This window comes from Stieleria neptunia (assembly GCF_007754155.1).
In the GTDB taxonomy this organism is placed as follows: Bacteria; Planctomycetota; Planctomycetia; order Pirellulales; family Pirellulaceae; genus Stieleria; species Stieleria neptunia.
This window is the reverse complement of the sequence record NZ_CP037423.1, coordinates 2,266,827-2,288,636: the sequence shown is the minus strand read 5'-3', so window position 1 is coordinate 2,288,636 and position 21,810 is coordinate 2,266,827. Positions and strand designations below refer to the sequence as shown.

Genomic DNA, 21,810 nt, shown 5'->3' with positions numbered 1-21,810 from the left:
TGACTCGCCGGCCCTCGGCGCGAGAGACTCGCCGGCCCTCGGCGCGAGAGACTGAGCCGGCCCCTCGCCGTGGGCGGCCCCGACCTACTCCCTGACCCGAACCAGCTTCATCAGCCGCCCCGAAACGTTCCAATCCTGGACGTACAGGTTTCCATCCTTGTCCCAATAGGAACCGTGGGTTCCGCTGAACACACCTTCGACCCAATCGGCCTGGGGGATGTTAAAACTGCGCCCCTTGGCGGGATCGGGGTTGTTCCCCAGTACGGCGATGATCGTGTTGGTTTTGTTCAGGATCACCAGGCGTCCGTGCAGATCCGGCACCGACACATAGTCGCCATGGATCGCCACCGACGTCGGCATTCCCAACCCGGTGATGACTTCTTCGATGAAGTTTCCGTCCAAGTCATAATGCAGCAAGCGGCCCTTGGGCTGGTGATTGCGATCACAGATCAACAGGCGGTTGGGTTGGTAGCGCGTGTCCAGCGTCATCCCGTGCGCGGTGTTGAACTCTTTCAAACCGTTGCCTTTTGTGCCGAAGTGACGCAAATACGCCCCCGTTTTGTCGAACACGAAGATGTTGTTGCTGGCGTAGCCGTCCGACAGATAGATGTCGCCATTTGCGGCCACGGTGATCGCGGTCGGACTGAATTTCTTCAGGTCCAACCCCGACTCTTGCGGGAACGGCAGCTTGAGGACGATGTCACCGCCGCGGACCCGAAATTTGATCCCCTCGGCGTCCTTGTTCCGGGCCCCATAGATGTACTCTTCACCGTCTTCCTGGCGAATTTCCATGTCGTGAATGTTCGCGTACTCGGGCCCCAAGTAGGTGTGGATCACGGCGCCCTCGGGGGAAAACACAAACACGCCGGCCTGGGCGCTGGTGTAAATGTTTCCCGCCCGGTCGACGACGACGCCACCATGGGTCGACCCCAGCGGCGAGTTCCCGTCGGCTCGCAGCCCCCAACCGGGCACCGTGTCAAAGGTCATGTCGCCACATCCCATCCGAACGGGATCGGCGGACCACGCGGGCAGGGCGAAAACAAACGCAATCGAAAACGCAACGAACGGGAGAATTCGGTTCATGATGCTGGATGTCGGTGAGGGGGGCCGGTGAAAAGAAGGGATGGCAGGGGAATTGCCACACGACATTGTAGCTGGGCCCAGCGGGGACAGGGCGGCGGGACGGTTCACGGCCGATCGGGTATAAGATGCGACGCAGCCGAACTCCGCCAGAACTTGCCAGGACCAATCCTGGCCGTCCCCCAACACAAACGCCAGGATGCCCGCAGACACTCTCCTTCATTACTCTCATGAATTTCGTGTCGCCTACCACCAGACCGATGGCCAGCGACGCGTGCACCATTCCAATTACCTGAACTTCTTTGAAGACGCCCGGGTCGAAATGCTTCGCGCCGGCGGGGTGCGTTACAAAGATGTCGAAGATTCCGGTCGGCTGCTGGTCGTCACCGAAATGAATGTCCAATACCACGCCGCTGCCGAGTTCGATGACTGGTTGCGACTGGACGTCGTGGTGACCGAGATTCGAAAGGTCCGCTTGCGGCACCACTATGACGTCTTTCGGGACCAGACGCTGATCGCCTCGGCCGACTCGACGATCGCCTGTGTGGGCGCTGACGGCCGTCCCAAAAAACTGCCCGCGAAATTCTTGGACCTGGCCGCACATTTGGACCAGGCCTAGCGGCGAAGCTCGCCAACGGTTCGCCATGCCGTCTCTGCCAGGAGACGGCACTTTTACTACTGCAAGATTCATGGCTCCCTTCTCCCCCACAAATCGTGACAAGCTTGCTTGTCGATTTGTGGGGGAGAAGGGCTGGTGATCGGTTTTGCAGCCCACATCGATCGTCGCGGAAGTCGCAAAGCCTTTCGGGGCGCCGGCCCTCTCTGGCGTTTGCTTGCTGCGCAAACGCCGTCTCTCCCAGAGGGAGAGAATCTAAATCGGTTGCCAAATCCTGCAGTAAAAGAATCGACGTCCCGCGGGAGAGAATCTAAATGTGTTGCAAAATCCTGCAACAAAAGAATCGACGTCCCGGGGCGACTCGGCTCGCGCCCTGCCGTTCAAAACTTCGTACAAATGGGTGGTCAACGATTCACTGCTTTGCCGTTTGGGTGCGGCAAACTTTGCTGCTTGAACGGCGCGGCCTCGGTTCTCCCACCCAATTTCCCGCAGTCGTCCCGATTTGTCTGGAAATGGGTGGCCAAATTCCTACAATGAACTGCCCCTCCATTCCCCGGAATTTGAACACTTCGCATGCGTCGTGTTCGGCAGCCCCCCGTTGATGGCTTCCCGTTCCGGTCCCGCCTTTCCTACCCGATGGTTTTTCCGTGTTCGATCAACAGATCGTAATACGACCGTTTGCCGTGCAGCCCGACTGCGGGTTCTCGTCCCACGTTCGATTGGCTGCACGTCTAAGCTTGACGGTCGTCCTCCTCGTAGGGCTCGGCTTGCGATGGGCCGGCGGACAGAGTGCCGTCGCAGCCCCACCCGCGGACGCAAAGCAAACAGCGGAACCGGCGCCGTCATCGGAACCGGCGCCGTCATCGGAACCGGCGCCGTCATCGGAACCGGCGCCGTCATCGGACACAGCGGCGACGGACGCGCTGGCGCATTGGCAAGCGACCGGATTGCCGTTGATGCAGGCGTATTGCGTCGATTGTCACAATGAAGACGTGCAGGAAGGCGGCCTGGATCTCAGTCCGTTTGAAACGCTCAGTGACCTGACCACGGCGGAGGTGAAACGGGTGCTGGAGATGGTCCGGTTCGGCGCGATGCCGCCGGAGGACTACGACACACCGGAGATCGAAGAACGAAAATCATTGGTGTCGGCGCTCGAGGCGACGATGTATTCGTCGACCTGTGATCTGACCCCGCGTGCGGGCAAGGTCACCGTTCGGCGGCTCAATCGCAGCGAGTACAACAACACCATCCGCGACCTGTTTGGGCTCGATCTGCGACCGGCGGACCGGTTCCCGTCCGACGAGGTCGGCGCGGGATTTGATAACAACGGCGACGTGCTTTCGCTGAGCCCGATGTTGATCGAAAAACTGATCGAAGCGGCCGAGTTTGTTTCCCAGAACGTGATGGTCGATCCGGCGGACTTGCCCGAACTACGTCTCGAGTTGACCGGCGACCAGTTGCCGATTTATGGCGATCCGAAAATCGGCAGTTTCTATGGCCGGTTTGTCGACCGCGATAGTTTTGCCTGGATCGACTTGGACGCACCGTTCGACGGCCAATACCGCATCGACGTCCGTGGCGGGATGACGTCCAAGTCAGACGGTGCGGCCAAGGTTGCGATCTGCGACGAGCAAGGAAAACTGTTGGCGAGTGACGAGTTGGACTATTTCGGCGGCGGGGGCGGAGCGGATTCGATGCAAGAGACGATCGAATTGACCCGAGGCAAACACCGGCTGATTTTCGTGCCCGTGTTGGACGACCGCGATTTGGTCGTCGGTGAAACAAAATTTGAATCCGTCACGACGCTGGACCCGGAACGCGTCAAGTCGATTCTCGCCAGACGCGGCAAGCCGGTTTCGGTGGATAGGAATATCGATGCGGAAACCTATCCGTTCATGTTCCGTTCGTTTCGCGTGAGCGGTCCGAGAGAGCATCCGCGGGACGCGTATCCGCCCAAACAATTCCAAATCGTTCGCGTTCGCCACGTCGCGCCAAAGAAACGCGATCGGTACAGCGACGTCGCCAAGACGGCGATGAAGAACTTGCAGCCCTTGATGGAACAAGTCTTCCGCGGCCCGGTGACCGAAGACGAGGTGCGGCCCTATGCCCAGTTGGTCGAGCAGTCGGTCAAGGAAGGTGCATCGTTTCACCGGGCAACGCAAATCGCATTGTCGGCGATTCTGGTCAGTCCGCGATTCTTGTTCCGTGTCGAGACGCCGTCGCCGGAGAGCGAACCCAATTCTTTCGGTGACATCCCGCTGTCGCCGCACCAACTGGCAACCCGGTTGTCGTACTTTCTGTGGAGCAGCACGCCGGATCAAACCCTGTTGGATCAAGCCGATCGCAACGAGTTGGACCTGGAACGCTTGCGGGGTCACGTCGGTCGGATGCTGTCGGATGAAAAGGCCGATGCACTGGCAACGGACTTTGCCGCCCAGTGGCTGGGGTTGAGAAATCTGGCGGAGCACGAAGCCGATGGCAAACGTTTTCCCACGTTTGACCAGGACCTGAAGTCGTCGATGGTGCGTGAAACCGAATCGCTGTTTCTGCACATCTTGCGCAACAACCTGCCGATCAGTGAGTTTCTGACCGCCGATTACACCTTCGTCAACGAAACCCTGGCCGAGCACTACGGTTTAACGTTTAGCGGTGAACCGTTTCAAAAGGTGTCGCTGTCCGAGACGCCGCGTCGTGGATTGCTTTCCCACGGCAGCGTGTTGACGCTGACCAGCACACCAAACCGCACCAGCCCGGTGTTGCGGGGAAAATGGATTCTCGAAAACGTGTTGGGGACCAAGGCCCCGGATCCACCGGCGGGCGTTCCCGAATTGGACGATGCGAAAGCAGCCGGCGACAACGCGACGCTCCGTGAACAACTTGAACTGCACCGCCAAAGCCCCTCCTGTGCCTCGTGCCACCGGGTGATGGATCAATTGGGATTCGGATTGGATGACTACGACGCCATCGGTCAATACCGAACCGAAGAGGGCGGCAAACCGATCGACGCCAGCGGTGCCTTGCCCGACGGTCGCTCGTTCAACGGTGGGGCTCAGTTGAGCGGCATGTTGGCCGAGACCGAAGTCGAAGGGCTGGCACGGACGCTGACCGAGCGGCTGCTGACCTTTGCGATCGGTCGCGAACTGACCCCGGACGATCGATGCACGATCGACGAGATTCTCGAACACACCCGCAGCAACCAATTCCGTTTGGCCGATCTTGTCACCGAAGTGGTGGCCAGCCGCCAATTCCGATTCCAAACTTTCGACGCCGACGCACATAGCCGGTAACGAATTCATACCGAGAGGACCGAACGATGAAGTCGAGACCACAAATGATTGAGCGCAAGATCGTCGATCGCCGAACCGTCCTGCGAGGATCGGCAGCCGTCCTGGGCCTGCCGTTGCTGGAGGCGATGACGCCGATGGCACGCAGCGCGTTCGCATCGCCCGATTCGATGCCGCGGCCGGTTCGGATGGCTTGTATTTTCGTGCCCAACGGCGTCATCGTGCCACAGTGGAAACCGATCGTCGGTCCCTCCGGCGAGCCGACCGACTGGGAATGCAGTGAGACGCTGCAGCCGCTTGCGCCGCTGAAGCACAAGCTGAACGTGATCTCCAATCTGACGCACGACAACGGCCGCGGCTACAAAGACGGAGCCGGCGACCACGCCCGCTGCGGTGCGACGTTCCTGACCGCCGCACGGCCGCTAAAAACCAGCGGCAACATTCGCTTGGGCGTCTCGGTCGACCAGATCGCCGCGGAGCAACTGGCCGGTCAAACCCGTCTGCCTTCGATCGAACTGGGACTCGAAGGCAGCCGCAACGCCGGCAGTTGCGATTCCGGTTACAGCTGTGCCTACAGCAGCAACATTTCCTGGCGCAATGAAACGCAACCGATGCCCAAGGAAACGATTCCACGCCTGGCGTTCGAACGGATGTTCGGCAGCGGTGACCTGGCCGAGCGGCGGGAATCCAACCGCATCCGCAAGAGTGTGCTGGACGTCGTTCGTGGCGACGCCCAACGGCTGATGAAGCAACTCGGCAAATCCGACCTGCGGAAGATGGACGAGTATTTCTCGGGGGTTCGGGAAATCGAACAGCGGATCGAACGCACCGAGCAAGAAGACGCCGCGGCGCTGCCGGACATCGAGATCCCCTTCGGCCGCGTCGAGTCGTTCCGTGAACACGCCCGGCTGATGTTCGATCTGATGGTCCTGGCGTTCCAAACCGACACGACTCGCGTCGCCACGCTGATGTTGGACAACGCCGGAGGCAACCGACGCTACACCGAGATCGGCGTCAGCGACGGGCACCACGGTATGAGCCACCACCGAAACAAGCCGGAACTGGTCGAAAATCTGCGCAAGATCGATCGCTATCTGGTCGAGCAATACGCGTATTTCCTGGCAAAGCTCGAGGCCACCCGAGACGCCGGCGGATCGCTGTTGGACCAATCGATGGTGCTCTACGGCAGCGGCATCAGCGACGGCAACCGGCACCGACACGAAGATTTGCCGATCGTGCTGGCCGGCAGCGCTGCGGGTCAGGTGGAAACGGGCCGTTATCTCGATGCCGGGAAAGAATGCCCGATGGCGAATCTGTTCCTGACCATGCTGGATCTGATGGGCACTCCGGCCGATTCGATCGGGGACAGCACCGGGCGGATGGCAATCTAAGCCAGGGGGCACCTCGTAGTAAGATTTAAGGGCGGCAGGCGGAATGCTTAATATTTCCGTCAGCGGGGTCGACGACACTACCAAGGGGACGCTTTCTTTTCCGCGCCTTTTGGTACGCCCGTGTCATGAAACGAACAACGCTCGCTGCATTGTGCTGTCTCGGGTTGAGCCTGGAGACGTGGTCGGTTGGACAGGAACCCGCACCCGGTCGACTCGGATTCGTCGCCATCGGGCAATTGGGTGACGGCGGCCAGCAGACGCCTGGCGAATTGGTGCCGGCGACGGTGGAGCCGCTGACCGACGGCGGAGAAGACGCCGAGAATCCAGACGACGCAAACGCCGCGCCTGCCGACACCGAGCCGCCTGCCGAGACCGAGCCGCCTGCCGAGGATCAGCCGGCAGGTGAAGACCAAGAATCGCCGGCCGATTCGCTCGGTTTTGACCTGCCCTCGCTGGAAGAATTCGCCGAGCAACCCCTGTTGGTTCCCGTCGAGGCGCCGGCAACGCTGGCGACGCTGGACACCATTGACGAAATCGCGCCCGTGTCGATCGGCGGCGGCATTCCGGCGATTTCTCGAATCACGCCGGCCGCGGTCACACGGATCGGGGCCCCCACGATCTGGTCCTCCGGGGCGCGCAACCTGGACGAACTGCTGGATATTCTGGTGCCCAATTTCCAGCATGTTCATCAAGTGGCCACCGGTCCCAAGATGGGCATGCGGGGCATCATCAGCGACCGCGACGACAAAATTCTGTTGAAGGTCAACGGCCGGATCATGAACAACCGGGGAGAATCCGGTGCGTACCACGAGCGTGATCTGCCGCTACTGGGTGATCTTCACATCGTCGACGTGCTCCGCGGGCCCGGCGGGGCGACCGACGGTCCGGGGGCCATTGCCGGTGTGATCAACTTGCAAACGCACACCGGTCTGACGTTCCAGGGACTCGACGCCACGGTCCGGCAGGGATTCATTGACGAATTCACGGCGACCGAGTTGCGTTACGGCCGCAAGTTCGATGAAGATTCCGGCGTGTTCGTCTACTACGGCATCGCGACCCAGGACGGCGCGGATCCATCCGATGCGCCGCTGGTCTTCGGAAGCAGCTTCACCGCCAGAGACAACATCCCGGTCACGGCGGGCCAGCCGGTCACGTTCCCACTGCAGGACGACGGCCGCGGGTACCGTTCCAAACCGAAACACAAGTTGCACGCACAAGTGACCGAAGGCAATCTCAACGCCTGGGTCCGGTACACGCGTGGCGGTCAACAGATCGATCCCGATCGGCGTGACGTCGCCCTCGCGCCGGCGGGAGAGGCAAGTCCCGGAGATAGTTTTGACGACTTGCTCACCTCCCAAGCCGGCTATCAACAACTGACGTTTGCCGGCAAGTACTTGTTTGAGTGCAGCGACAATCTGAATATCGAGTGGATGGCCAGTTGGGATCTTTTTGACTTCGAACGCTTCACCCCACAAGACGGCATCATCACCAACCGTGAAGATGAGTTTTACACGCGTCTGCTGGCCCGTTGGACGCCCAACGAGCGGCATACCCTGGCGTTCGGCACCGCGTTGTCCTACGAGTGGTTCGGGTTGCCGAGTCCCGGATATCCCGGTTTGCCGGCCAACGTCGAAGGCGTGCCTGCGAACATCGAAGGCCCCTGGGAAACGGATACGTTTTCGTTGATGGGCGAATACGTGCTGCGTTTCAACGAGCGTTGGACCGCGTTCGCCGGACTCCGCAGCGACAAACACTCCTACAGTGAATGGCTGCTTTCGCCACGGACGGCATTGGTCTTCGCCCCCAACGAACAAGACACGTACAAAGCGATCTGGTCGGTAGCCAATCGACGTGCGACCGATGGCGACCTGAGGCGCCAGTTCGTCGAAACAGGATCCTTTAGTGAGGCGGAAGAAAACGAAAGTGCCGAGTTCCGCTACGAGCGACGGCCCTGCGATCATCTTTTCTTCGCGGCCAGCGGCTTCTACCAGTACTACACCGCGATCGGATTCAATCCCACACCGACCGTGCGACGGCAGACGGTGTTGGGTAAATTCAAGATGGCCGGTTTGGAACTGGAATCGTCTTACCGGACCGACTGCTACCAATGGTCACTCTCGCACTCCTACACCCAGCTGATCGACGGTTTTCTGCCGGACATCACGCGGAACCAAGGCATTAGCGCCGAACCGTATGGATTCGGCAACGATCTGGTGAGTTGGTCGCCCCATTTGACGAAGCTTTACGCCAACCGAGACTGGAACCCGCTCTGGAGCACCAGCGCATCGCTGCGTGCCTACTGGGGCTTTCCCGGCGACGAAGACTTGGCCAACTACAACGCCAGCTTGCCCGCCTCCAACGGATTTTTGCCGCTGGCCGATCCGGGTTACAAAAAAGCCTTCCGCGGCAGCTACTTCGTCGACTTCGGCATCCAACGCAAAATCTGTTGTGGTCAAGGTCAGATGCGGTTGGACTTTTACAACGTGCTCGGCTGGATCGACCAAGACCTGAACAAACGCAATGTGCTGCGACGCGCCTACTACCGCAGCGAGGCGGCGGCGATCGCGTTGACGGTCCAGCGGACGTTTTAGCGGGTGATCCTTCACACCACGGTCCCAGAATTCTTGCCCGGCCGGTTCAATATGACTAAGTTGAATAGGATGAACACGCTCCGGGGCCCCTGGGTTCGCGTCCATCGGCTGATTCAATCCACACGCCGCGTTGGTGCCGGATACCGTTTGGAAAGGCGGACGCCACAAAGGTCCGTGAGGCCGCACATGCGCCGTTCACTTGTATTGCTGTGTGTTTCCTTCGTCTGTGGGGCGTTGATGGGTGAACGCGTCACCAGCGCGCAGCGGCCGGCCCCGCCAAACGAATATGATCTGAAAGCGGGCTATTTCTATTACTTTGGCGACTTGGTCAAATGGCCCAATCCGCCCTTTCCGGGAGCGGACAATGATTTCGTGATTGGTGTGTTGGGCAGCAATTCGTTCGGACAGTACCTGGGACCCGCGGGAAACGGATTCGCCATCAATTCAGGCCTGTTCAAAGTGCCTGTGACGGTCATTCAGGGAAAGAAGATCAAGGTTGTCCAGTACGATTCGGTCGCGGAGTTTGAGCGAAACTATCAACCTTGCCACATCTTGTTTATCTCACGAAACTCCACGCCAGGGATTTTTGGGGAGACCGTTTTGGATCGGGTCAATGCGGCGTTGCAGAAGACCAAAGGTCAACCGGTGCTGCTGGTCGGAGAGGCGAATGGAAAGGCGGAGTCGTTAGCGTACGCCAGATCCGGTGTGATCATCTGCTACTGGAATGATCTTCAAGCGCGGAAACTCAAAATGATCATTAATCAGACATCTGCGCTGCGTGAGCGATTGGACATCAGTGCTCGATTGCTGGGCTTGAAGATCGTCACCACGCTTTAAAACAACCAGAGGGCCACACCGCATGCGACCACTACGAGACCTGTCGATTCGATTTAAATTGACAGCGTCTCTGGTCATCGTGGTCAGCATCGCGCTGGTGATGTCGACCATCGCAGGGCTCGTGGAACAGCATGAATCGGCCAAAGCGGCCCTGGAGACACAGATTTCCGTCCTGGCAGACGTGCTCGGCGATGCCAGCATGACGGCCTTGAAATTCAGTGACGCGGAGCTCGGCAACGAAGTCCTCGCGATCGTAAAGCGCGAACCGAAGGTTGTTTTTGCGCAAACCTTCGATGCCGATAGCGAGTCGTTTGCGATCTACAAAGCGTCGGCATCAGTTTCCGAGAACGTGCAATTTTCCTGGGAGAAAGATCAGGCCATTTTCCATGGCGGCTTCCTGCATGTGTTCAAGAAGATCGGCGATCCGAAAGAACCACGGGGAGCAATCTACCTGCGCGCCAGCCTGGACGAACTGTATGCTCAATCGATCCGGAGAATTCGACTCGCACTCCTGTCTCTGTTGATTTGTCTCGGCATCGCCGTGCTGCTCGGTTTTCTTGTGCAGCGGGCGATCGCCAGACCGATCCGCGAATTGGCCGCCGCGACTGAAAAGGTTGCCCGACAAGGGGATTACTCCGCTCACGTTTACAGCAATGCCAATGATGAGATCGGCGTGCTGTGCAACGGTTTCAACACCATGCTGGATCAGATTCAACAGCGGGATCAAGAGCTGGAGACGCATCGCACGCACCTGGAGGACTTGGTCCAAGAGCGAACCAGCCGGCTCGAAGCGCAGACACAGCAGCTGACCGATTCCAACGCACAACTCGAACGCAGCAACCAAGAACTCGATGACTTTGCCTACATCGTCTCCCATGATTTGAAGGAACCGTTGCGCGGGATCTCACGTTACTCCTCGTTTATTGCCGAAGACTATGCGGGGAAACTGGACGAGGCCGGACACGAAAAACTCGAGACGCTGCAGCGGTTGTGTTTGCGTCAGGAAAACCTGATCGATTCGCTGCTGCATTACTCCCGCGTCGGTCGCGCCGAATTGGCGATCGCCCCGACCGACTTGAACGACGTCATCGAACAGGTTCTGGATATGATGCACGTCACACTGGAAGAACAGCGCGTCGAGGTGCGAGTTCCGCGACATTTGCCCACCGTCGCGTGCGACTCGGTCCGAATCGTTGAAGTTTTTCGCAATCTGATCACGAATGCGGTAAAGTACAATGACAAGGCGGAGAAGTGGATCGAAATCGGTTTTCAGCAACACGGCGAGTCCGGCGAAAACGATGGCAACCAAACCGGCTTCGTGTTTTACGTCCGTGACAACGGGATCGGCATCCGAGAAAAGCACCAGGAGTCTGTCTTTCGGATTTTCAAACGGCTTCACGCCCGCGACAAGTATGGCGGCGGAACCGGCGCGGGACTGACGTTTGTGAAGAAAATTGTGGAGCGACATGGTGGTAAAATATGGCCGGAATCGACGTACGGTGAAGGCACCACGTTTTATTTCACGCTCGATAAAGGAGTCGTCGCGTGAGTGGAATGATCGATGTTTGTCGGAGCTGTTTTTCGTAGGTGACGGTTTGACGTGCCATTTCGGCGCCATGCGGAAAGCTCGAGCCGACCGTGCAAAACCTGATGCAGAGGAGATGTGTGTCTGATGGTCGACTGGAGCAATCAACCGATCCTGATCGTCGAAGATAGTCCGGAGGACTTCGAAGCGACCGTCCGCGCCCTGAGGTCCTCGGGGCTGCGCAATTCGCTGTATCGATGCAGCGACGGTGACGAGGCACTCGATTACCTACACCGCCGTGGCGATTACGCATCGGTCGACAGCGCGCCCCGTCCGGGGATCATCCTGTTGGACCTGAACCTGCCCGGGACCGATGGCCGCGAAGTGCTCGAAGAGATCAAGCAAGATCATGAACTGAAGCGAATCCCCGTGGTCGTGCTGACGACATCGACCGACGAACGGGACATCGAAGCGTGTTATGAGTTTGGGGCCAACAGCTACATCCAAAAACCGGTGGATTTGGCCGGATTCGTCAACGCGATTCAGCGGCTGAAGGATTACTGGTTCCAAATCGTGGTGTTCCCCAAGACCGACGACTGAGAAATGACGCTCCGTATCTTGATCGTCGACGACAGCCCCGAAGACTGTGAGGTCTACCGACGATTGCTGGGCCAGCAAGCCTGGAACGAATACGAGGTGGCCGAAGCGGATTGCGGCGAAGATGGGCTGGAGGCTTGCCGGGACCGCCCGCCGGACTGCATTCTGCTCGACTACAATCTGCCCGACCTGGACGGCCTGGAGTTCCTCACCGAACTCCGTCAGTCGATCCCCGAGCACCATCTGGCCGTCGTGATGTTGACCGGCCAGGGCAACGAATCGATCGCCGTGGAAGCGATGAAGAAGGGTGCCCAGGATTATCTGGTCAAGGGCGAACTGACTTCGGACAACCTGCAACGGGCCGTCTGCAACGCCGTCGAAAAGGTCAGCCTGCAACGCGAGGTCGAACTGCAACGCGAAGAGCTGAAGCAGCGCAACGAACAGTTGCAGCTGGCCAAGGAAGCCGCCGAGGCCGCCAACCGCGCCAAGAGCGATTTCCTGGCCAACATGAGTCATGAAATCCGCACGCCGATGAACGGCATCATCGGCATGACCGAGTTGCTGCTCAGCACCCGACACACCGCGGAACAGAATGAATACCTGTCGATGGTCAAAGACTCCGCCGACGCGCTGCTTCGACTGCTCAACGACATCCTGGATTTTTCCAAGATCGAAGCCGGCAAGCTTGCCTTGGAGGCGACGCATTTCAACTTGCGCGATTGCATCGGCAAGACCGGACAAACCTTGGGGATTCGTGCGGCCGACAAATCGTTGGAACTGCATTGCCGGATCGACCCGAAACTACCGGAATACCTGCTCGGGGACGCCGGGCGACTGCGCCAAATCATCGTCAACCTTGCCGGAAACGCCATCAAATTCACCAGCGAAGGTGAAGTCGTCATCGATGTGGCCGAAGAAGACCGGATTGACGATCAGGTGCGATTGCATGTCTCGGTGTCCGACACGGGAATCGGCATCGCGCCGGAGCACCAGAAGAATGTGTTTGGGGTGTTCGAACAGGCGGATTCCTCGATCACGCGAAAGTTCGGCGGCACGGGACTGGGGCTGGCCATTTCCTCGCAACTCGTGGCGATGATGGACGGACAAATTTGGTTGGAAAGCGAACTCGGTAAGGGCACCACGTTTCATTTCACCTGCGTGTTCGGTCTCGGTACCCAACAGCCGACTGCGCCGCCGATCGACCGCTCGGCGCTGGAAGGGTTGACGACACTGGTCGTCGACGACAACTTGACCAACCGTCGAATCCTGGAAGAGATTTTGACGAATTGGAAAATGCAGCCGAAAACGGTCGAAAGCGGTGCGGCTGCCTTGAGTGAACTGGCGCGGGCGACGACCGATGGCCGACCCTATCAGCTTGTGCTGCTCGATGCGATGATGCCCGAGATGGACGGATTTGAATTGGCCGAACGCATCCACGCGGAGCAGCGCATCGACCGCTGCACCCTGGTCATGATCTCCTCGGCGGCGCGGCCCGGCGATGCAGACCGCTGCCGCGAACTGGGGATCCTCCGGTACATGACCAAGCCGGTCGTCCAGTCGGAGTTGCTCGAGACGCTGCTGGATGTGTTCGGCGAACAGGCCGCGAAGGACCGTGCATCGCAACCCGATTCGGCCGACCAGGCAGAAGCGTCCACGGGGCTGAAGATCCTGCTGGCCGAAGATGGTCTGGTCAACCAACGTGTCGCCGTCGGGCTGCTGCAGATGCGGGGGCACTTCGTCACGATCGCCAACAACGGCAAAGAAGCCGTCGACGCGGTTCGCAGCGAACGCTTTGACGTCGTGCTGATGGACGTGCAAATGCCCGAAATGGACGGCTTGGAAGCAACGATCGCGATTCGTGAACTGGAGAAACCGAACGAACGACACACACCGATCATTGCGATGACCGCGGCGGCGATGAAAGGCGACCGCGAAAAGTGCTTGCAGGTCGGCATGGACGGCTATATCTCCAAACCGATCGACCCCGAACAACTCACCAGCACCCTCAAAGAGATTTCACCAGCCGAATCCGATCCCGAATCCGCTGCCGCTGCCGACGTGGTGCAGTCCGGCCCGCCACCGGAAACCTCCGACGTGATCGATCTGGAATTCGCCCAGACACGAATTCCCGGTGGAGCCCAGGGCGTCAAGGAAGTGGCGCAGCTGTTGATCGATGAATGCCCGAAGATGATCCATGAAATCAGGGAAGGCCTGGCCAACCAGGACGCCAATCAGGTCCGACGCGGAGCGCACACGCTGAAGGGGTCCGCCGATTGGTTTGCCGCCAAGCGGGTTGTCGCGACGGCAAAACGATTGGAACATCACGCCCACGACGGAGACCTGGTCTCCGCCTCCGCGGTCTTACCAGAGCTTGAAGCCGAGGTGCGGCAACTCGTCGATGCCGTCAAAGAGCTGACCAAGCCCGTCGTCCCACAATAGCAATCAATCTCCTGTTCGCCTTCTCCATGACCTGCCTCCCGCTCATCCCGACGCGTTGCATCGCTCGGACTGTTGCCATCTTCTGCTTCCTCGCCATCGCGTCACAGACCGGATCGGCCCAGACAGCCTCGTCGCTGTCCATCGATCATGACGGGCTGACGCTTCGCCATCCCGATCTCGGTGAACCGGCACTGCTCGCCGACCGACGGGCCATGGTCGATCGCCACCGGGACGGTTAGCCGATCATGATTTGAAGACGCGCGGTTGGACCGGCGTCTCGGTACAGAACCAACACCTGGATGTGTTCGGCGTCGTGTTCACTGCCACGTTTTGGGAGCTGGCCGAGTGGACCGGCGACGCTCGCCAGAGTGTGGGAAGCGCCGGAGATCCGCCATTTGAGAGGCTCCCGTACCAGATGGGAGACGCACCAATAGATTCAGCAGGTTCGCCCGCGATCGATAGGACCACGCGAGAAAAAGGGGTCAGGCCTCTTTTCAGGCGCTGGCGGGGCGGAGTTCGCTGCGACCCCGCCCGGGATCGAGGGAAGGAATGGGAGGCGTGGTCCGGAGGTGGCGCTGCGCTGACCTTCGGCGACTCGCCGAAATCCCTTGGGACGTCAATTGTATAAGTGACGGATTTGATCGTAGCGGAAAACGCTAAGACTTTCGCTGCGCCGGCCCTCTCTGGCGTTTGCTTGCTGCGCAAACGCCGTCTCTCCCAGAGGGCGTTCTTCGTGGATTTTAGTGGCTAATCGCTCAGGACCCAGGTTTTTCGAGGCATTGCTGCGATGTCCGAATGGGGAGAGCGAGGACAAACGCTCGGTTCAAACGACCCTCCGCCGACACGGGGGCCGGCGGAGCGCACGAAGCACCTTCGGCGCATCGCAGACCAGGTGATTCCTTGGCGGGTTGCTCCTCAGCCGCCGCAGGCCACAAGTGACCAAATGATTCCGAGGAACTGGGTGTGAGGATTATCATGTCGGATACGCGGCGGGTCGTGGAGGCCGTTCTCTACGTGGTGCTTCGTGCCCGCTTCTCAGCCTGGTCCCGGGAGTTTGCTTGAAAATGACATTGGTGGCTCGCCTCACGGCGTTGACCCCGTTTGAGAGAATAACAGAGCCCTACTCCCGCGCCTGCCGCGTTTTTCCGTTGAAGTCACCTTTCGGAGTTCCGCCATGGCCAAGAAGAAATCCTCTGGGAAACCTAAGCGTCGATCACGTGGTGGGTTTCCGATTGACAACGCACCCGTTCCACAATCACTTGACACAATCAACTTGAACGCTGCCGGCATCGATATTGGTTCGACCCAGCACTATGTTGCCGTGCCCTCCGATCGCGACTCATCACACGTTCGCTGCTTCGGCACCTTTACATCCGATCTGGCGTCGCTCGCAGATTGGTTGGAAGAGTTCGGCAATTTGTGTTCTGCGTTCTTACATGCGGCAACGAGCCATGCTCGTCGCCAACGCGAGCGAGCATATCCAACGGATGCAGAAGGCGATGATGGAAATGAATGTCCAGCTCCATCACGTCATTTCGGACATCACCGGCACCACTGGCCTTGCCATTTTGGATGCCATTGTTGCGGGCAGTCGAGACCCTCACCTACTCGCAAAACTTCGCGATCCAAGGTGCAAAAATGACGAGTCGACGATCGCGAAAGCTCTGGAAGGCAATTGGCGTGAAGAACATGTATTTGCGTTAAAACAGGCTCTGGAACTGTACCGTTTTTACGGTTCCAAACTGTCGGAAGTCGATTCCAAGCTTGAAGAACATTTGGGTACATTTTCCGACCGAAGTGACGGTGAGATTCTGCCGAAGCTGAAGGCTCCTAAAGCTGGAAGCAATAGCCCCCGGTTCGATATGCGCAATCAGCTCTACCGGGTGCTGGGCGTCGACATGACGACCATTGATGGGATTAGCGGTCAATCCGCAATCACACTGATTTCTGAAATCGGTACCGACATGAGTAGGTGGGCAACAGAGAAGCATTTCACTTCTTGGCTTTGCCTATGTCCGGGCAGTAAGAAGACAGGTGGGAAATTGCTCAGTGGTAAAACACGTACAAGTGCGAACCGAGCCGCCGCCGCACTTCGAACAGCCGCCGCGTCCCTGGCACGATCAAACTGCGCCTTAGGAGCGTTCTTTCGCAGGATCCGTTCCCGTCTTGGTTCACCCAAAGCGATCACGGCGACGGCCCACAAGCTCGCGAAAATAGTTTATGGGATGCTGAAGTACGGGAGGGAATATGTCGATGTCGGCAACGACTATTACGAACAGCAATACAAGAAGCGAGCAATGGAAAACCTGGCGAAACGGGCAGCTGCACTCAACCTGCGAGTGGTCCCCAATGAACTAGCTGGGTAGGAAGTTCCTTGAGAGCAGAGCCCGCCTCCGCTTCATCTGGCTTCGCCATCCTACCGAACAGAACCATCGGACATCGCAGTCATCCCTCAAAAAACCTTCCCCGAGTATTCGAGAGCACCCACTAAAATCCGCGAAGAACCCCCAGGGGGAGAGAGACTAAATCGGATGCCAAAAGCTGCAGCAATAGAATCGACGTCCTTCGGGATACGGTCGACCCTCGGCACGTTGCGCTAATTGAATCTTGGGGTGCGTTTGCGCGCCCCCCAAGCTTTGATGTGGCAGGCCGCTGGTGTGAATCGCAAGCTGGATGCTTACGCCACTTTGAAGACCTCTAGGTTGCGGTATCCATCCGCTGGATGTGGCCGCGCACGAACTCCAGGGCTGCGGATTCGTCGTTGAGTTGATCCATTGGGACGGACGTGATTTCGGTGAACGATCGGAACCAGGTCTCTTGGCGTTTGGCGAGCTGTCGGGTGTGGGTCGCGACCAGGTCTTTCAGCTCATCGGTGGGGCCACCGCCCGCGGCTCTCCAGTCGAGGACTTCGCGATAGCCGACCGCTTGGGAGGCGGTCCGGGATAACGAGCCGTAACGCTCGACCAGTTGTTCGACTTCTGCGATCAAGCCGCGTTCAAACATCTGCTCGACACGGCGGTTGATCCGTTGGTGAAGTTTGCCGCGATCGTGTTGCAATGCGAACACGCAACAGGACGCGGCGTCGACGTGGCGGTCGAATTGAACCTGTCGATGACTGAGCGGCATTCCGGTGTGCTTGGATACCTCCAGCGCCCGGATCATCCGACGCGTGTCACCCGGCGCGATCCGCGCGGCCGAAATGGGATCGACTTGAACCAGTCGCTGACGGAGCGCTTCGGCGCCGAAGGTCTCGAGATCGCGCTGCACCGATTCGCGAAATTCCCAGTCCGGCGGCGGCCCGACATCAAATCCCCTCAAGACCGCCTTGAGGAACATCGGTGTTCCGCCGACAAAGATCGGGCGTTTGCCGCGGCCGCTGATCTCGCGAACGCGTTGATGGGCTTCGGCCAGGTAACACGCGACGCTGTAGTCCTGATTGGGATCGGCCAAATCGAGCAGGTAGTGGGGCACCCGGGAGCGATCGGCGGCACTCGGCTTGGCCGTCCCGATGTCCATGTGTCGATACACCGCGATCGAATCGAGCGATAAAATTTCGCCCCCGATCGCTTCGGCCAGTTGCAACGCCAGCGATGTTTTTCCCGAGGCCGTCGGGCCGGTCAGAACAATGGTTTCTTGAACCAGGGATGGAAAAGTCGTTGCAGTCGGATCGGACATCAGCGCGCCGGATAAGCCAAAAAAAGAAGATTTCCCATTTGCAGGGGTTGCCCAAAGTTTACGCACATGCGGCCGGATCGGTAAACGCATGGTAGAATCAAGCATCATGGGCATGACGTATTTCAAACGATACCGGATGGAATTTGACCTTCGCGATTGGCGTGGGGAGGATCCGCGTCTGCCCGAAGGTTACGAGATCTTGCCCTACCTGCCGGGGCTGCTGCGGGAACACGCGATCGCCAAGTTCAATAGTTTCAAGGAGGAATTGGACGCGAACGTTTTCCCGTGCTTGTCTCGACGCGACGGCTGTTTGCGTCTGATGCGTGAGATCACCAGCCGCGGGGATTTCGTCCCCGACGCGACCTGGTTGATCCGTGCACTCGAAACCGATCCGAAAACCGGCGCGGTCCAGTCCTATGCCGTCGGAACCATCCAGGGGCTTTCCACCGAAGGCTGGGGCTCGATCCAGAATGTCGGCATCGATCCGGCGCATCGAGGCAAAGGCTTGGGATCGATTCTGCTGTCCAAGGCTGCAACGGGTTTTCGCGCCGTCGGCTTGGAGCGGATGCACCTGGAAGTCACGACGGAGAACACCGGCGCGGTGCGTTTGTACGAACGCCTGGGATTCAAGCGATCCAGTGTCGTCTACAAGGCGGCGGAAGTCGCCGGGGCGAGCGCGTAAGCAACGAGCGGAAGAAAAGTGGGATAGGCTTCCAGCCTGTCGATACTGGAATGACAGGCTGGAAGCCTGTCCCACTTTAAGAAATCCGACACTTCTGTTCTGCTTGGTGCAATGCAACGTGTGGACGATGACTGCCCGCGGTTGTGTCGCTGCGGAGGGATCCGTGGCCGCAGACTATTCGTTTCTCAGGATCCACCAGATACGACTGAGCGCCGATTCTCGGCTCTTGGATTCTTCTTTCAACCGGTTTGCCGCGGCGGTGATTTCTGCCGTGACACGATTGCGACCGGACAGGTAGACCAGGTGCTGGACTTGCAGGTCGAAATCGTCGATCGAACGCAGCCACGAAACCGGCAACGGGGCTTCGTCACCGGGAAAGTCGACGCTCAATTGTTGCAAGAAACTCGTCGCCGAATTTCCCGCATCGAGCTCGGCAAGCGATTTGGGCGAGCGCGGACGACCGTCGATCGGCTGAGCCAGAATGGCGCCTTGATCATCCGGAGTGAATCGCCCCCCGACGCGGCGCATGGCAACTTCCACTCGCTGGTTCAAAGACGAGGCCGGAGTCTGAACCGCCGCGGCGAAGGCCTGGACTAATTCCAGTGCTTCCTTTCGCTCCTGTTCGGACGACGTCAGCATCGCATCACCTTGCAGAACTTCGGGCACGCTGCGCCGGGCCATCGGAGACGCGATGATCAGCGCCAGCGTTCTGGCGACATCAAACCCATTGGCCTTCAAGTCGTCGGCGAGTTGACGGTGCAAGCGATCGAGGTTTCCATCGACCGGAGGGGCAAAGGCGTCCACGGGAGACGGTTTCAGGGTGCGGCCGTGAACCAATTGCCAAAGCGAGTCGACCATGCTGCCGGCCAGCACGTCGCTGCCGACGAGCGTCTTGGTCCAGGCTTGGAAGTCTTGCATTTGGTCGGTCGACTGCAGCAGGTACTTGCTGACCTTGGGCATCGCCATGCGTTGACGCCCATCGAGCAGTTCATAAAACGTCGGCTTGGGCGTCGCCGGTTGCGCGGCCACGACCCAACGGTTGTCCTGTCGACGAACGACGTTGCGAACCAAGGCCACGAACGACCAGTAATCGTCTTGGGTACCGGAGCGACCGATGTGCGAATCGTGGCATCGAACGCAACGCATGTCGGCGTTGATGGAAATGCCGGCCAGATGCGTGGCGATCCCTTCGCTGCCACGACGCCCGATCGCCTGATACCATTGCCCGGATTGCTGATTGGATCCGTCGATCAAGGAGACCAGCGTCACGTCCAGCTTGGCCTGACCGGAGACACTTTTGGATAGCTCGCTGACCAGCCCGGCATTCTCGGGGCGATCCATGACCGCGATGCCGCTGCCGGTCGTCAACGCGAGCCAGCGTTTGGAAATCTGTTCCGCGTTGGCGGACTGGGCCAGCAGATCGCGGAGTTGTTGCGGATCGCGCAACGCTTGATCGGAAAGCGTGATCCCCAGGCGGCGGTTCAAGCGGGCGACGACTTCAGCCGGCGCGGCATCCGGAGTCGGCGTGATCCCAAGCGTCTGCCAGTAGTCGCGGACCGTCGCCGCGGTTTCAGCCGCGACCAAGGTGACCGCCGGTGACTGACCCGCGGACGGGGCGGATGGGACCGGGTCGGGCTGGCCGTCGGTCGCCTGGTCCTCGCTCGATGCAATGCGTGGTGAGTCGAGTGGGATTCCACGTGGGAGATCCGAGCCGCCGTCGGGCAGACCATCCGCAATGTCCACGGTCTCCGAACTCGCGACCTGTGGACTTTGCGACGACGGCGATTCCGAACGCTCCGACGAAGACGGCTGGTCCGGAACCTTTTCGGCGACGATCAGACTCTGATCGGCCGGATCATTCTGGAACTCGTCCGGTCCGCTGAGGTAAACAACGGCCAGGATGCAAGCGGCGACGGCAATCAGGATCGACACCAATCGCCCCATCGACAGACCGCCACCGGAGGCCTTGATCGGCGGCGTCGAAGGGCTGCTTGGCTCGGCCGCGACAGAGGTTGGGGTGACGGGGGATTGGGCGAGGATCGGCGCGACCAGGTTGGGCGGCGACTTGCGTTTGACCGGGTTGACCGGGACAAATTCGGTCAGCAGCGTATCGACGACGGGATCGGCATCTTCGGCAAACTCGTTGCGTTTGCTGTCGGCCGAATCGGCGAGACGCTGCAGGATGGTCGCGGACAGATCGGGCGGGCCCAAACGTTGCTTGGCATCGGCCGGCAAAAACTCCGCCAGCAGGGTATCGATGACCGGGTCCGCATCGTCGTCGGCGTCGCGTGGTTGTCCGTAACCTGGGGCAGCCAACTGCGCGAGAATGCTGGCCGACAAGTCGGGCGGTTGCTTGCGTTTGCTCGCATCGCTGGAGACAAATTCAGCCAACAACGCGTCGATCAATGGATCGGCATCGCTGCGTGCGTCGTGCGGCAGTTGGCTTGCGGATTGGGTCATGGTTCGTTTTGAAGCTGCAATTTCTCTTCGACACAGTTTCGCAGCTGTTGTTTGGCTCGCTGCATCAAGTTTCGGGCTCCGTGATCGGTGATGCCCAGGGCTTCACCGATTTCGATTCGGCTGGCGCTGGAATCGAACCTCATTCGCAAGGCGATTTGAGCCCGTTCGGTTAGTTTTTCAAAACACTGTTGGAGGGCCTCGACGGCGGCGTCGCCGGTGAGGTCCTTTCCGGCCCACCGGTCCCACGTTTCGTCGAGCAACTCGGGTTCACCGGTGGTCTGAACGCGTCCCAGTTTGCGGTGCCGGGAGACGAGCAGGTTGTAGGCGGTTCGGCGTAGGTAGCCTGCCGTCGCGCTGTCGTTGTGCTGGACAAAATCGGGCCGTCGCAGCACACGCAGGAAGGTTTCTTGCGTCAAATCATCGGCGGTGGCGTCGTCGCATCCGAGCATTCGCAGGTACCGCCAGACACCACGTTGGTGACGTTGGATCAGCGTGGCCGCGTCGAGTGTTTCCGTTTCCTCGGACTGTCCATCAAACGCAGCTTCCTCGTGAACGCTGCCCTCGGGCATCGAATCGTCGGGAACATCGTTTGACTGGGTCATCGAGACGGAACTCGGCCCGGTCGAGCTTGGC

At 59.4% G+C, this 21,810-nt stretch carries 15 protein-coding genes; 11 read left to right on the top strand and 4 right to left on the bottom strand.

The genetic code is table 11. The features are described from left to right. Positions 1-84 precede the first annotated feature (84 nt). Complete coding sequence (locus tag Enr13x_RS07980) at positions 85-1,083, bottom strand: 6-bladed beta-propeller (protein WP_145385526.1); 999 nt, start codon at positions 1,081-1,083, stop codon at positions 85-87. Between the two features lie 196 nt (positions 1,084-1,279). On the opposite strand from Enr13x_RS07980, the gene Enr13x_RS07975 reads away from it, so the two are divergent. The 10 genes from Enr13x_RS07975 to Enr13x_RS07925 all read left to right on the top strand — a co-directional run bounded on the left by Enr13x_RS07975 (position 1,280) and on the right by Enr13x_RS07925 (position 16,726). Continuing rightward, on the top strand, positions 1,280-1,699 hold the full coding sequence (locus tag Enr13x_RS07975; protein ID WP_145385525.1) for an acyl-CoA thioesterase: 420 nt from the start codon (positions 1,280-1,282) through the stop codon (positions 1,697-1,699). 716 nt (positions 1,700-2,415) lie between these two features. Then, positions 2,416-4,983, top strand: a complete 2,568-nt coding sequence (locus Enr13x_RS07965) for a DUF1592 domain-containing protein (protein WP_231744155.1) — start codon at positions 2,416-2,418, stop codon at positions 4,981-4,983. A 26-nt stretch (positions 4,984-5,009) separates the two neighbouring features. Continuing rightward, positions 5,010-6,371: a DUF1552 domain-containing protein gene (locus Enr13x_RS07960; RefSeq protein ID WP_145385523.1), complete on the top strand. Its 1,362-nt coding sequence runs from the start codon at positions 5,010-5,012 to the stop codon at positions 6,369-6,371. A gap of 125 nt (positions 6,372-6,496) precedes the next feature. Then, the gene (locus Enr13x_RS07955) at positions 6,497-8,962 is read left to right on the top strand and encodes a TonB-dependent receptor plug domain-containing protein (RefSeq protein WP_145385522.1); all 2,466 of its coding nucleotides are present in this window, start codon (positions 6,497-6,499) and stop codon (positions 8,960-8,962) included. Between the two features lie 186 nt (positions 8,963-9,148). After that, complete coding sequence (locus Enr13x_RS07950; protein ID WP_197455868.1) at positions 9,149-9,799, top strand: YfiR family protein; 651 nt, start codon at positions 9,149-9,151, stop codon at positions 9,797-9,799. 22 nt (positions 9,800-9,821) lie between these two features. After that, a complete protein-coding gene (locus Enr13x_RS07945; protein WP_145385520.1) occupies positions 9,822-11,348 on the top strand; it encodes an ATP-binding protein in 1,527 nt (508 codons plus the stop codon). A gap of 123 nt (positions 11,349-11,471) precedes the next feature. Then, a complete protein-coding gene (locus tag Enr13x_RS07940; protein WP_145385519.1) occupies positions 11,472-11,924 on the top strand; it encodes a response regulator in 453 nt (150 codons plus the stop codon). 3 nt (positions 11,925-11,927) lie between these two features. Continuing rightward, positions 11,928-14,360, top strand: coding sequence for a response regulator (locus Enr13x_RS07935; protein WP_145385518.1), 2,433 nt, complete (start codon positions 11,928-11,930; stop codon positions 14,358-14,360). 26 nt (positions 14,361-14,386) lie between these two features. Beyond that, positions 14,387-14,599, top strand: coding sequence for a hypothetical protein (locus Enr13x_RS07930; protein ID WP_145385517.1), 213 nt, complete (start codon positions 14,387-14,389; stop codon positions 14,597-14,599). Between the two features lie 1,197 nt (positions 14,600-15,796). Further along, positions 15,797-16,726, top strand: a complete 930-nt coding sequence (locus tag Enr13x_RS07925; protein ID WP_449336656.1) for a transposase — start codon at positions 15,797-15,799, stop codon at positions 16,724-16,726. A gap of 331 nt (positions 16,727-17,057) precedes the next feature. Here Enr13x_RS07925 and miaA read toward each other — a convergent pair whose 3' ends face one another. Further along, positions 17,058-18,035: a tRNA (adenosine(37)-N6)-dimethylallyltransferase MiaA gene (gene miaA / locus Enr13x_RS07920; protein ID WP_145385516.1), complete on the bottom strand. Its 978-nt coding sequence runs from the start codon at positions 18,033-18,035 to the stop codon at positions 17,058-17,060. Positions 18,036-18,123: 88 nt separating this feature from the next. On the opposite strand from miaA, the gene Enr13x_RS07915 reads away from it, so the two are divergent. After that, the gene (locus Enr13x_RS07915) at positions 18,124-18,717 is read left to right on the top strand and encodes a GNAT family N-acetyltransferase (RefSeq protein ID WP_315857022.1); all 594 of its coding nucleotides are present in this window, start codon (positions 18,124-18,126) and stop codon (positions 18,715-18,717) included. Between the two features lie 174 nt (positions 18,718-18,891). On the opposite strand, the gene Enr13x_RS07910 is transcribed toward Enr13x_RS07915, so the two are convergent. Continuing rightward, a complete protein-coding gene (locus Enr13x_RS07910) occupies positions 18,892-21,177 on the bottom strand; it encodes a hypothetical protein (RefSeq protein WP_145385515.1) in 2,286 nt (761 codons plus the stop codon). Continuing rightward, entirely contained in the window at positions 21,174-21,779 is a 606-nt protein-coding gene (locus Enr13x_RS07905) for an RNA polymerase sigma factor (RefSeq protein WP_231744154.1), read from the bottom strand. Before Enr13x_RS07905 ends, Enr13x_RS07910 begins: the two co-directional genes overlap by 4 nt. Positions 21,780-21,810: the final 31 nt, after the last annotated feature.

Coding starts and splice junctions, on each gene's coding strand:
- Enr13x_RS07930 (WP_145385517.1), top strand. CDS start 14,387: ATGACCTGCCTCCCGCTCATCCCGACGCGTTGCATCGCTCGGACTGTT.
- Enr13x_RS07950 (WP_197455868.1), top strand. CDS start 9,149: ATGCGCCGTTCACTTGTATTGCTGTGTGTTTCCTTCGTCTGTGGGGCG.
- Enr13x_RS07940 (WP_145385519.1), top strand. CDS start 11,472: ATGGTCGACTGGAGCAATCAACCGATCCTGATCGTCGAAGATAGTCCG.
- Enr13x_RS07925 (WP_449336656.1), top strand. CDS start 15,797: ATGCGGCAACGAGCCATGCTCGTCGCCAACGCGAGCGAGCATATCCAA.
- Enr13x_RS07975 (WP_145385525.1), top strand. CDS start 1,280: ATGCCCGCAGACACTCTCCTTCATTACTCTCATGAATTTCGTGTCGCC.
- Enr13x_RS07955 (WP_145385522.1), top strand. CDS start 6,497: ATGAAACGAACAACGCTCGCTGCATTGTGCTGTCTCGGGTTGAGCCTG.
- Enr13x_RS07910 (WP_145385515.1), bottom strand. CDS start 21,177: ATGACCCAATCCGCAAGCCAACTGCCGCACGACGCACGCAGCGATGCC.
- Enr13x_RS07980 (WP_145385526.1), bottom strand. CDS start 1,083: ATGAACCGAATTCTCCCGTTCGTTGCGTTTTCGATTGCGTTTGTTTTC.
- Enr13x_RS07915 (WP_315857022.1), top strand. CDS start 18,124: ATGGTAGAATCAAGCATCATGGGCATGACGTATTTCAAACGATACCGG.
- Enr13x_RS07960 (WP_145385523.1), top strand. CDS start 5,010: ATGAAGTCGAGACCACAAATGATTGAGCGCAAGATCGTCGATCGCCGA.
- Enr13x_RS07935 (WP_145385518.1), top strand. CDS start 11,928: ATGACGCTCCGTATCTTGATCGTCGACGACAGCCCCGAAGACTGTGAG.
- Enr13x_RS07905 (WP_231744154.1), bottom strand. CDS start 21,779: ATGACCCAGTCAAACGATGTTCCCGACGATTCGATGCCCGAGGGCAGC.
- Enr13x_RS07945 (WP_145385520.1), top strand. CDS start 9,822: ATGCGACCACTACGAGACCTGTCGATTCGATTTAAATTGACAGCGTCT.
- miaA (WP_145385516.1), bottom strand. CDS start 18,035: ATGTCCGATCCGACTGCAACGACTTTTCCATCCCTGGTTCAAGAAACC.